The organism is Bacteroides sp. LFL-34, assembly GCF_027257075.1.
In the GTDB taxonomy this organism is placed as follows: Bacteria; Bacteroidota; Bacteroidia; order Bacteroidales; family Bacteroidaceae; genus Bacteroides; species Bacteroides ovatus.
In genome coordinates, this window is record NZ_JAPQKZ010000030.1 from 80642 (window position 1) to 92229 (window position 11588).

12 protein-coding genes are annotated in these 11588 nt (G+C 45.0%); 9 read left to right on the top strand and 3 right to left on the bottom strand.

The genetic code is table 11. The features are described 5' to 3' along the window. Positions 1-27 precede the first annotated feature (27 nt). From rlmN to N5O98_RS17520, 9 genes are all read left to right on the top strand, one after another. Positions 28-1062 carry a 23S rRNA (adenine(2503)-C(2))-methyltransferase RlmN gene (gene rlmN / locus N5O98_RS17480; protein ID WP_004309803.1) on the top strand — a complete coding sequence of 345 codons (1035 nt, stop codon included), beginning with the start codon at positions 28-30 and terminating at the stop codon, positions 1060-1062. Positions 1063-1080: 18 nt separating this feature from the next. Next, on the top strand, positions 1081-2121 hold the full coding sequence (locus N5O98_RS17485) for a DUF4837 family protein (RefSeq protein ID WP_004309802.1): 1041 nt from the start codon (positions 1081-1083) through the stop codon (positions 2119-2121). 4 nt (positions 2122-2125) lie between these two features. Beyond that, positions 2126-3220 (top strand): 4-hydroxythreonine-4-phosphate dehydrogenase PdxA, encoded by a 1095-nt coding sequence (gene pdxA, locus N5O98_RS17490; protein WP_004309801.1) that lies wholly within the window; start codon positions 2126-2128, stop codon positions 3218-3220. Positions 3221-3229: 9 nt separating this feature from the next. After that, complete coding sequence (locus tag N5O98_RS17495; RefSeq protein ID WP_004309800.1) at positions 3230-4471, top strand: sigma-54 interaction domain-containing protein; 1242 nt, start codon at positions 3230-3232, stop codon at positions 4469-4471. Further along, complete coding sequence (gene lptE, locus N5O98_RS17500) at positions 4458-4985, top strand: LPS assembly lipoprotein LptE (protein WP_004309799.1); 528 nt, start codon at positions 4458-4460, stop codon at positions 4983-4985. Before N5O98_RS17495 ends, lptE begins: the two co-directional genes overlap by 14 nt. A 5-nt stretch (positions 4986-4990) precedes the next feature. Beyond that, positions 4991-5764 (top strand): hypothetical protein, encoded by a 774-nt coding sequence (locus N5O98_RS17505; protein ID WP_022199303.1) that lies wholly within the window; start codon positions 4991-4993, stop codon positions 5762-5764. Between the two features lie 6 nt (positions 5765-5770). Then, positions 5771-6166: a preprotein translocase subunit SecG gene (gene secG / locus N5O98_RS17510; RefSeq protein WP_004301890.1), complete on the top strand. Its 396-nt coding sequence runs from the start codon at positions 5771-5773 to the stop codon at positions 6164-6166. A 248-nt stretch (positions 6167-6414) separates the two neighbouring features. Continuing rightward, positions 6415-7803 carry an MFS transporter gene (locus tag N5O98_RS17515; RefSeq protein WP_004309797.1) on the top strand — a complete coding sequence of 463 codons (1389 nt, stop codon included), beginning with the start codon at positions 6415-6417 and terminating at the stop codon, positions 7801-7803. A gap of 97 nt (positions 7804-7900) precedes the next feature. Next, positions 7901-8251, top strand: coding sequence for a PqqD family protein (locus N5O98_RS17520; RefSeq protein ID WP_004309796.1), 351 nt, complete (start codon positions 7901-7903; stop codon positions 8249-8251). Positions 8252-8269: 18 nt separating this feature from the next. Here the strand turns inward: N5O98_RS17520 and N5O98_RS17525 are convergent, their stop codons facing one another. The 3 genes from N5O98_RS17525 to N5O98_RS17535 form a co-directional block, all read right to left on the bottom strand. Then, the gene (locus tag N5O98_RS17525; RefSeq protein ID WP_004301893.1) at positions 8270-8554 is read right to left on the bottom strand and encodes a hypothetical protein; all 285 of its coding nucleotides are present in this window, start codon (positions 8552-8554) and stop codon (positions 8270-8272) included. A 36-nt stretch (positions 8555-8590) separates the two neighbouring features. Further along, positions 8591-9658: a DUF4831 family protein gene (locus N5O98_RS17530; protein WP_004309795.1), complete on the bottom strand. Its 1068-nt coding sequence runs from the start codon at positions 9656-9658 to the stop codon at positions 8591-8593. 73 nt (positions 9659-9731) lie between these two features. Then, the gene (locus tag N5O98_RS17535) at positions 9732-11243 is read right to left on the bottom strand and encodes a bifunctional ADP-dependent NAD(P)H-hydrate dehydratase/NAD(P)H-hydrate epimerase (RefSeq protein WP_004309794.1); all 1512 of its coding nucleotides are present in this window, start codon (positions 11241-11243) and stop codon (positions 9732-9734) included. Positions 11244-11588 lie beyond the last annotated feature (345 nt).

Below are 11588 nucleotides of genomic sequence, written 5' to 3' on the forward strand. Positions count from 1 at the left end.
AGATATAAACTATCAACAGAAAGAAGAATGTCTAAATATCCCCTTTTAGGAATGACTCTTGTAGAGCTTCAATCATTGACAAAAAGACTGGGTATGCCCGGCTTTGCTGCCAAGCAGATTGCATCCTGGCTTTACGAAAAGAAGGTAGCCTCGATTGATGATATGACTAATTTGTCATTGAAACACCGGGAGTTGCTCAAGCAGAACTATGAGGTGGGAGCGGAAGCTCCGGTAGATGAAATGCGCTCTGTAGATGGTACGGTGAAGTATCTTTATAAAGTGGGTGAGAACCATTTTGTAGAGTCGGTTTATATACCGGATGATGACCGGGCAACGTTGTGCGTGTCGTCACAAGTGGGCTGCAAAATGAACTGTAAGTTCTGTATGACCGGCAAACAGGGGTATACAGCTAACCTGACCGCCAGCCAGATCATAAACCAGATTCATTCGCTGCCGGAACGGGACAAACTGACTAATGTCGTAATGATGGGAATGGGCGAGCCGCTCGATAACCTGGATGAGGTATTGAAGGCATTGGAACTACTGACCGCTACCTACGGTTACGCATGGAGTCCGAAGCGTATCACGCTTTCTACTGTCGGGCTACGGAAAGGATTGCAGCGTTTTATCGAAGAAAATGACTGCCACCTTGCCATCAGCCTTCACTCTCCGCTGACCGTTCAGCGTGCTGAATTAATGCCGGCGGAAAAGGCGTTTTCAATCACCGAAATGGTGGAACTGTTAAAAAACTATGATTTTAGTAAACAACGTCGACTTTCGTTTGAATATATTGTTTTTAAAGGGCTCAATGATTCGCAGGTCTATGCCAAAGAGTTGCTGAAACTTCTTCGCGGGCTGGATTGCAGGGTGAATCTGATTCGTTTTCATGCCATACCGGGGGTAGACCTCGAGGGAGCGGACATGGATACGATGACCCGTTTTCGTGATTATCTGACGTCACACGGACTTTTCACCACTATCCGTTCATCCAGGGGCGAAGATATTTTTGCCGCTTGCGGTATGCTGTCGACAGCGAAACAGGAGAAAAATAATGAAAGTTAATATATAAAACCGAACATCATGAAAAAGTACTCTTTTATTTTATGCATCGCTTTGGTAGCCTTTGTCGTTGCATCTTGTGGTCTGAAAGGAAATCACACCTCTAGTGGTCGTGCTTACGAGCTTTTGGTTGTAGTAGATCACGGTGTTTGGGATCGTGCTGCCGGAAGGGCTTTACATGATGCGCTCGATGCTGATATGCCCGGTTTGCCGCAGTCGGAACCTTCTTTCCGGATTATGTATACTTCGCCGAAAGATTATGATTCTACGCTGAAGTTGATACGTAACATTATTATTGTAGATATACAGGATATATATACGAAAGCCTCGTTCAAATATGCGAAGGACGTGTATGCCAATCCGCAGATGATATTGACTATCCAGGCTCCGAACGAAGAAGAGTTCGAGAAGTTTGTGGAAGAGAACAAAAAGACGATTGTCGACTTCTTTACCCGTGCGGAGATGAACCGTCAGATTACGTTCCTGGAAGGGAAACACAGTAATTTCATTTCGCAGAAAGTGGACAGTTTGTTCGGATGCGACATCTGGGTGGATGCCGAACTGGCTAATTCAAAGACCGGGGATGATTTCTTCTGGGCTTCTACCAACACAGGTACTGCCGACCGTAACTTTGTGATGTACTCTTATCCGTACACTGACAAGGATACGTTTACCAAAGAATATTTTGTGCACAAACGTGACTCCGTGATGAAAGCCAATATCCCCGGATTCAAGGAGGGCGTTTATATGTCGACCGATAGTTTGCTGACCGATGTCCGTCCGATCAATGTACAGAACAGCTACACAATGGAAGCACGTGGCCTGTGGCGTATGAAGGGCGACTTTATGGGTGGTCCGTATGTATCTCATACTCGTCTGGACGAGAAAAACCAACGAATTATTACAGCAGAAATATTTGTTTATTCACCTGATAAAATGAAACGCAACCTGGTACGCCAGATGGAAGCATCTCTGTATACACTGAAACTTCCGAATGAAGTTCAGCAGAAGCAGATTCCATTGGGAGAAGCATCTAAGGAAGCGGAACAAACTAATAAATAAAAACATGGAAGATAACAAGATAAGGATAGGTATCACCCAAGGAGATATTAACGGGGTGGGCTATGAGGTGATTCTTAAGACATTTTCCGACCCTACGATGTTGGAACTATGTACTCCGATCATTTATGGCTCACCGAAAGTAGCGGCTTATCATCGCAAAGCGCTGGATATACAGGCCAATTTCAGCATTGTCAACTCTGCTACCGAAGCGGGGTACAACCGTTTGAGCGTGGTGAACTGTACGGATGATGAGGTGAAAGTGGAATTTTCCAAACCCGACCCCGAAGCCGGTAAAGCTGCGCTGGGGGCTTTGGAACGTGCCATCGAAGAATATCGCGAAGGGTTGATAGACGTTATCGTAACAGCTCCGATCAACAAACATACGATTCAGTCGGAAGAGTTCTCCTTCCCCGGACATACGGAATATATCGAAGAACGTCTGGGTAATGGTGATAAGTCATTGATGATTTTGATGAAGAATGACTTCCGGGTGGCTTTGGTGACGACACATATCCCTGTCAGAGAGATCGCGACTACGATTACCAAAGAACTGATTCAGGAGAAACTGATGATATTCCATCGTTGTCTGAAACAGGATTTCGGTATCGGCGCTCCGCGTATTGCGGTGCTCTCTCTCAATCCTCATGCCGGAGACGGTGGTTTGTTGGGAATGGAAGAGCAGGAAGTGATTATCCCTGCCATGAAAGAAATGGAAGAGAAAGGAATCCTTTGCTACGGTCCTTATGCGGCCGACGGCTTTATGGGTTCGGGCAATTATACTCATTTTGACGGTATTCTGGCGATGTATCACGATCAAGGGCTGGCTCCGTTTAAGGCCTTGGCTATGGAAGACGGGGTGAACTATACGGCAGGCCTGCCGATAGTACGTACTTCTCCGGCTCATGGAACGGCATACGATATTGCAGGCAAGGGAGTGGCTTGTGAAGATTCTTTCCGTCAGGCAATCTATGTTGCCATCGACGTGTTCCGTAATCGTCAGCGGGAAAAAGTGGCTCGTGCCAATCCGTTGCGTAAACAGTATTACGAGAAACGTGACGATAGTGATAAACTGAAGCTGGATACAGTAGACGAAGATTAAAAACGAGTGATGACGAAAGCAGAGATACAACAAGTGAAACAGCGTTTCGGTATTATTGGAAATACTGAAGCATTGTCGCGCGCCATAGATGTTGCCATTCAGGTAGCTCCTACCGATTTGTCTGTGCTGATTACCGGAGAAAGTGGAGTCGGAAAAGAAAGTTTTCCGCAGATTATTCATCAATATAGCCGGAGGAAGCACGGACAGTATATTGCTGTCAACTGTGGCGCTATTCCGGAAGGTACGATTGATTCCGAACTGTTCGGACATGAGAAAGGTGCGTTTACCGGTGCGATTGGCGAACGGAAAGGGTACTTTGGCGAAGCTGACGGTGGTACTATTTTTCTTGATGAAGTAGGGGAGTTGCCGATGTCTACCCAGGCACGTTTGCTCCGTGTACTGGAGAGTGGCGAGTTTATGAAAGTAGGTTCGTCCAAAGTACAAAAAACGGATGTGCGTGTGGTGGCGGCTACCAACGTCAATCTTACACAAGCGATTGCAGAAGGACGTTTCCGTGAAGATTTATATTACCGGTTGAATACGGTGCCTATCCAGATACCGCCTTTGCGTGAACGTGGTGACGATGTACTTTTGTTGTTTCGTAAGTTTTCCGCAGACTTTGCAGAGAAATACCGGATGCCCGCTATTCAGTTGACGGAGGATGCGAAGAAAGAGTTGTTGGCTTACCCGTGGCCCGGAAACGTGCGTCAGTTGAAGAACATCACCGAGCAAATATCTATCATTGAAACCAATAGGGAGATCTCTGCTGCTATCTTGCAGAATTATCTTCCTGCACAAAATACGCAACGTCTTCCCGCGTTGATGGGAACGCGTGAGAGTAAAGGCTTTGAGAGCGAACGGGAGATTCTTTATTCTGTTCTGTTCGATATGCGCCAGGAAGTGGCGGAGCTGAAGAAGATGGTGCACAACCTGATGGCGGAACGTGCCGGACAGGTGGGGCAGGTAGGACAAATGGGAACGGTGGTTACTACTCCGGTAGTGACGGCGCATCAACCTTCGGTACCTGCTATCATTCACACCATGCAGCCTACGGTTTGCAAGGATGATGATGACATACAAGACACGGAAGAATATGTAGAAGAATCCCCTTTGTCACTGGACGAAGTGGAGAAAGAAATGATACGCAAGGCACTTGAGAGGCATCATGGAAAGCGGAAGAGTGCGGCCAAGGACTTGAATATTTCCGAGCGTACACTTTATAGAAAAATAAAAGAATATGAATTGGATTAAGAAAATAATACGCCCTTTGTTACTGTTCGGCTTGCCGTTGGTAGTCATTGCGTGCACTGTTTCCTATAAGTTTAACGGATCGTCTATCAATTATGATAAGGTAAAGACCATTTCGATAGCCGACTTCCCGATCAAGTCGGAGTATGTATATGCTCCGTTAGCAACCAAATTCAATGAGGACCTGAAAGATATCTTCATCCGGCAGACCCGTCTGCAACTGCTCAAGCCGAATCAGAATGCGGACTTGCAGATTGACGGAGAAATCACAGGATACAATCAGTACAACCAGGCAGTATCTGCCGACGGTTACTCTTCGGAGACGAAGTTGACTATTACCGTCAATGTACGTTTTGTCAACAACACCAATCATGCCGAAGACTTTGAACAACAGTTTTCTGCGTTCCGTACCTACGACTCTAGCCAGTTGCTGACTGCCGTACAGGACGGATTGATTGCTGAAATGTCTAAAGAGATCACCGACCAAATTTTTAATGCAACTGTAGCAAACTGGTAATATAAATGACTTCTGTTAACTTTCAACAATGGATTCAGCATCCCGAGACGCTGAATAGGGATACTTTGTACGAACTGCGCAATCTTCTTGCGAGGTATCCGTATTTTCAGTCACTTCGTCTGCTGTATCTGAAGAATCTGTATATTCTCCATGATATTAGTTTCGGTGGAGAACTGCGGAAAGCAGTTCTTTACATTGCAGACAGACGGCAGTTGTTCCGGTTGATTGAAGGTGACCGCTATGATGTGCAGGCACGGAAAAAGGGAGTACCTCTCACGGAGGTGCTGAAAGACGAACCGTCCGTAGACCGCACATTAGCATTGATCGACGCTTTCTTGTCTACAGTACCCGAAGAGGTGACTGCCCGCACCAGCTTCGACTATTCGATGGATTACACCTCTTATCTTTTGGAGGAGACTCCGGCCACGGAACAGTCGGCCGAAGAAACGCCCAAACTCAAAGGCTACGAACTGATTGACGACTTTATAGAAAAGAGCGAGAGCGACTCTCCCCTCTGCAAGAAACCTTTAAGAGAAGAAATGCCATCTTCGCCAACCTCTTCGGACGAACTTACCGAAGAAGAAACAATGAAGGAAGAAGAGGAAGATGACAGCTGTTTTACGGAAACTTTGGCAAAAATCTATGTTAAACAGCAACGATATTCAAAAGCTCTTGAAATAATTAAAAAATTAAGCTTGAAATATCCAAAAAAAAATGCTTACTTTGCAGACCAAATCAGATTTTTGGAGAAATTGATTATTAACGCTAATTCAAAATAACTAAAAATGTACTTATTATTCGTTATCTTAATGGTTATTGCAGCCTTGTTGATGTGTTTCATCGTGCTGATTCAGAACTCAAAAGGAGGCGGACTTGCTTCTGGTTTCTCTTCATCTAACGCCATCATGGGCGTGCGCAAGACTACAGATTTTCTGGAAAAAGCAACATGGGGCTTAGCTATCTTCATGGTGGTAATGAGCATTGCTACTGCTTATGTAGTTCCTCGCTCTGCTGTTGCTAAAGACGCAGTGTTGGAACAGGCACAGAAAGAACAACAGACTAACCCGTATAACTTACCCGCAGGTACGGCTGCGCCGCAAACTGAAGCTCCTGCTACCAATGCACCTGCTACAGAAACTCCGGCACCGGCTACTGAAACTCCTGCTCCTGCAGCAGAGTAATTCACTCCGTTGTCAGGTAAGACTTTGGGGTAAAACCATTAATGGGAAGGTGCAGACGGATGCTGCATTTCTTTGATATTTAAGTGCGGATTACGCAGATTACACGGATTTTCAATCTTCCGCGTGGTCAGTGTAATCCGCACTTAACTTTTTCTTGTAAAAACAATCTCTTTTTGATAGAAACAAACGAGATTTAACTACCTTTGTTGGTCGTATGAAGATTATTAACTACTTTTTTAAATATAACAATGACAGAACATTTGAAACAGAAATTGAATGACTCCGCCGTACTCCGATGGAGTGTTCTAGCATTGGTCGCATTTACTATGCTATGCGGCTATTTCCTCACCGACGTAATGTCTCCTCTAAAACCCATGCTTGAGAAAGAACTACTATGGGACAGTCTTGATTATGGTTTCTTCACAAGCGCTTACGGGTGGTTTAATGTATTCCTGTTGATGCTGATTTTCGGTGGTATCATTTTGGATAAGATGGGAGTTCGTTTCACCGGAATGGGGGCTTGCTTATTGATGGTGTTTGGTTGTGGATTGAAATACTATGCGATTTCTACTACTTTTCCGGAAGGTGCCATGCTCTTTGGATTCAAAACACAGGTAACCCTGGCCGCATTGGGGTATGCTATCTTCGGTGTAGGTGTGGAAATTGCCGGTATCACAGTTTCCAAAATTATCGTAAAATGGTTCAAGGGTAAGGAAATGGCATTGGCTATGGGACTTGAAATGGCTACGGCACGTATCGGAACAACTCTGGCAATGGTGCTCACGGTTCCTTTGGCCGACTTCTTCGGATCTACGGATGAGAGTGGCACATTCCATACCAATATTCCTGCTCCGATTTTGTTTTGTCTGATTATGTTGTGCGTGGGTACGATTGCTTTCTTCCTTTATACTTTCTATGATAAGAAGTTGGATGCTTCTTTGGATGCAGAGGGATTGGAACCGGAAGAACCGTTCCGTATGAAAGATATTGTGTATATCATTACGAATAAGGGATTCTGGTTGATTGCATTACTATGTGTATTGTTCTACTCGGCTGTATTCCCCTTTATCAAGTATGCTGCCGACTTGATGGTGCAGAAGTATAATGTAGATCCGAAGTTGGCGGGAACGATTCCCGGATTGTTGCCGATTGGTGCGATTATCCTGACTCCGTTGTTCGGCTCGCTTTATGACCGTATCGGTAAGGGAGCTACGTTGATGATAATCGGATCAGTGATGCTTATTTTTGTGCATACGATGTTCGCTCTGCCTATACTGAATATATGGTGGTTTGCTACTATCATCATGATTATATTGGGATTTGCCTTCTCGTTGGTGCCTTCAGCTATGTGGCCGTCTGTTCCGAAGATTATTCCGGAAAAACAGTTGGGTACCGCATACGCATTGATTTTCTGGGTACAGAACTGGGGATTGATGGGTGTTCCTTTGTTGATCGGATGGGTGTTGAATACTTATTGCAAAGGTCCGGTAGTAGACGGTGCACAGACTTATGACTACACGTTGCCGATGGCTATTTTTGCTCTCTTTGGTGTGCTTGCTCTGATTGTGGCTTTGATGTTAAAGGCAGAGAACAAGAAGAAGGGATACGGTCTGGAAGAGGCGAATATCCAAAAGTAACTGGGAAATTCAATACCTAAAGTGACAAAGGAATTTTGTATCAAGGTGTAAACAGAAGAGTATCAGTATGAATACTCTGAAATAAAAAATAAGAAGTATGGCTGCCAAAGAGAAAATCAACCTGTTAGAGGTCATTCCCTGTCGCAGTGAACATATTACAGCAGAAAGGGAAGGGGAGACAATTGTGCTCTCCTTTCCCCGTTTTAAATATCCGTGGATGCAACGCTTCCTTGTGCCGAAAGGAATGTCGAAAGAACTTCATGTGAAATTGGAAGAACACGGTACGGCTGTATGGGAACTGATAGATGGAAAACGCAATGTTCGTGAGATTATAGAAAAACTCGCAGACCACTTTCAATATGAAGAGGGCTACGAGTCGCGTGTATCGGCTTATCTTTCTCAAATGCAGAAAGATGGATTTATAAAACTGGTGATACCAGTCGTATAAATAGGAACTTATTATTATTTATTTGATAAATACAGCCCAAAGTATGACGGCAATTGCTATCAGGACCCCCATGATAATAAGCGTTCCCCAAACAAAATAATTGCTGTCTTTCTCTTTCTTTTTCTCCGAGTCGTGGATGATACGTTCCATTTCTTCGGGGGTGGTGTTGGGTAGTGGATAAGGTTCGTTTGCACGGTTTAGATGCTTCAACTTATCGTTAGCACGTTCACGACGTAGGCGGGAAGCTTCCCGTCCCTCTTTTATTCGGCGTATCATGTCGAATGCATGTCCTTCACCAACCATATTCTTTGTTTTTTAGAAGTTTACTTCCTCGTTTTTCTATTTCCCTTCTTCTCTGTCCACTTTGAGCAATCCTCCCGTATTCGGATCAAAATAAACTTTGATGGTAGAATTCTTGTTGAACAAAACCGGAGCCAGATATTCTATCACACCAAATTGAGTAATAGGAAGCTCACCTTCGTAAAGTTTCTTTTTACCGTCGGTCAGTGTAACCATAGCTTGTCCGGGGACGTTGTAGGCGATTCCATCCAAATCTTTCTTCTTCTTACCATCTTCCTGTGGCATCTTGACCGATTTCAGGTCTTTCAGACTGATATAAAACGGAGTTCCTGCCAAATCATTGTTGGCAACTACACCTAACTTCTTCGAGAAGCGGAAAGCAACTTCATTGTTGAATTCCTTGTCAGGGGTAAGGCGGACAGTGAATGTTCTCTCTTCTTTGTTGCAGGTGCCGGAGAACATTTGCGTCATGGCTTCTTCCTGTGCATTCAGATTGTCGAGCATAATTTTAAGCTGTGCTCCGTCTGAAGGCATATTGTCAGCCTGTCCGCGCAATAAGGCATTTTTGCTTTCGCGGATGTTATAGATCTCTTTAGCCACCAGCTCGGCCATCTTGGCGGTAGAGCTGGCCATCAGAATCTCCTCGGTCAGGAATTCACGAGGATTCGCTTTCTTTTGGAGGACTGCGGGGGCGGGAGCAGCTTTTTTGCCTACACTGCTATTGCTGTAAGGAACATTGATCGTTTTCACAATGCCATCCTCTGTCAGTTCCATGAGCGGTGCTACTGTCTTATCCTTCAATTTTACGAAATACGTAGTTTCGCTGTTGGGCACACCTACGGATTTCACTTTTACGCTAGCCAGTTCCCAGTACTCTTCAGGGTCGGCGGAGACGTTGGTCAGTCGCAGGTAACGATCAGCATATTTGCTGAATTCTCCCGGAGTATAGTTGACTTTGTTGGCTTTTATTTCAAGTTCTATTTGGGTTTTGGGAAGACTGTAAACCACTCCATAGTCTTTTCCTCGGGTAACCCCTGTCAGTACTTCGGTTTGTGCATAGGCGGACGTTGTCATTAGTAGTCCTGCTGCTATAATCAACTTTTTCATATTCGGTTCTTTTTTAACTGGTTTTGAAAACAAAGTTAATGAAGTTATTGAAAAAAGGGTAAGTTCTTAACTTTTATTCGCTTACAAGTTGCCATGCTGTCGGCAGACAGGTGATAATATCGCTTGCGATCATTCCGATCATTCCTTGCTTCTTTTGAGCGACATCGCCCGCCAATCCGTGAATGTAAGTGCCGATTTTAGCGGCTTCTTCGGTTGAGTAACCTTGGGCAAGCAGTGCCAGGATTACTCCGGTCAGTACGTCACCGCTACCTCCGGTTGCCATTCCCGGATTTCCGGTTGGGTTGAAGAAACATTTACCTTCTGGGGTGATAATGGCGGAGTAGGCTCCTTTTAAAATAATGTGAACATGGGCGGCACGAGCCAATTCGCAAGCCTTCATCAGACGTTCGTAAGAGTCCTGGCATTTGCCGGTCAGACGTTCCAGTTCTTTCGGATGCGGGGTGAGGATGGAACCCTTCGGCAGGTGGGTAAGTGCATGACGGTGGTTGGCGAGGATATTAAGTGCGTCGGCATCCACCACAACAGGAGTATGGCAATGTTCCAGTTGCTCCAATAAAGCAGCTTCCGTTTCCTCGTTTCGTCCCAGCCCTGGGCCGATGCCGACTGCTTGATAGTCGTCCGTGTCGGTAGGTACGGCAAAACAGGTTTCGTTGATGTCGGTTTCTACGATTGCTTCGGGTATGGAGGTCTGCAAGATGTCGTTGTTGCACATTGGCGCATGGACAGTCAGCAACCCTACTCCCGAACGGAGGCAGGCGCGGGCAGCGAGAACAGAGGCTCCTGCCATTCCTTTTGAACCGGCAATCAATAGTGCATGGCCGAAGTTCCCCTTGTGGGCAAACTGTTTGCGTGGCTTGATGAGTGAACGGATTTGCTCTATTTCCAACATTTCGTAGTTCGTTTCCATCTCTTCAATACCGTCTTCGCTTAATTGGATGTCCAGCACTTCCCATTCTCCGACAAATTCCGTGTTCTCTGCGAAAAGAAAGGCGAGCTTCGGCAGTTGCAGACTGAAAGTTACGTCGGCACGGATAATATTAGCTTTTACGTTGAATGTGTTTTCTTCTCCCATCAGTCCGGAAGGAATGTCGATGGCTACTACCATAGCAGGGGAGGAATTGATGTATTTCACTACGGCAGCGAATCCGCCGCTTAACGGTTTGTTCAGGCCTGAACCGAATAATCCGTCGATTACCAGATGGTCGGGCGTCAGGACGGGAGGTACGAATTGGGTACTGATTTCGTGGAATTTTACTTCTTCCATCATTTCTACCAGTTCTTTATTGGTTTGGCAGTCGGGTGAAAGTTCTCCTTTCGTGTTGAAGAGAAATACCTCGATTTTATATCCTTTTTCAGCCATCATGCGGGCTACGGCGAGAGCGTCTCCGCCATTATTCCCCGGTCCGGCAAAGATAGTGACCGGCGTTTCCGTATTCCATCTGTCTGTGATGGCTTTTGTTAATACGGTTGCTGCACGTTCCATCAGATCGATTGATGCAATAGGTTCGTTCTCAATGGTATAAGCGTCCAATTTCTTGATACTGCTGCTTGGAAATATTTTCATTGCGATGTTCTTTTAGTTTTCGGATTACAAATGTACATGATTCTTCTGACTTTTCCCGTTTGTTGTGGGAAGAAAACCATAATTGCAACTTTTAATTCATCATTAGTTCTATCTTTGGGTCAGAGAAATATCTGCTTTTGAACTATTAAGTGTTAGAATAACTCCGCCAAAAAATAATTCAATGCAGCACCATTATGAACTTACTTTTATTTCTCCTGAAAAAGATTTGGTTCTTAATCAAATTCCGTGCTAGTAAAGCTCATTGAAAGGCCGATGGATAAAGGGATATCGGCATATTAGAAATAGCAAATAAATTATCCAAACTATATGCATCTTAAAGTACTC